Source organism: Halomonas sp. BM-2019, assembly GCF_017584085.1.
The window spans coordinates 1,288,913-1,289,269 of sequence record NZ_CP071922.1; the positions used below are offsets into that span (position 1 = coordinate 1,288,913).

Annotated in this window: 1 pseudogene; it reads right to left on the reverse strand. The window is 72.5% G+C overall.

Features of this window, described 5'->3' with window-relative positions:
- Window positions 1-97: 97 nt before the first annotated feature.
- Window positions 98-357 (reverse strand): annotated as a pseudogene (locus J5F18_RS06530) (LysR family transcriptional regulator); the annotation flags it as partial.

Below are 357 nucleotides of genomic sequence, written 5' to 3' on the forward strand. Positions count from 1 at the left end.
GGGCCATCACGGCGAAGAGTTCGGCAAGCATGTAGGCGTCCTTGTTGGTCAGGGCGCACTATTGTCCGCAAGGCCAGGGTGGGCGGCAAGGGCGAGGTCAGGCCGCCCGGGGCGCCCGCCGCCACGCCTCGGGCACCGCCTGGCGCAAGAAGTCGAGTAGCGCCGTGACCCGCCGCGGCTGGTGGCCGAAGGGGTAGAGCAGGGTGACCGGCAGGGGCGCCGCCTGCCAGGCCGGTAGGCAAGGCGCGAGCTGCCCCGGGTGGTGCGCCTCGCGCCGCGCCACCAGCCAGTGCGCTAGTACGCCGATGCCCTGGCCGCGAACGATGGCGTCCATGTGCAGCACCGGCAGGTCAACAC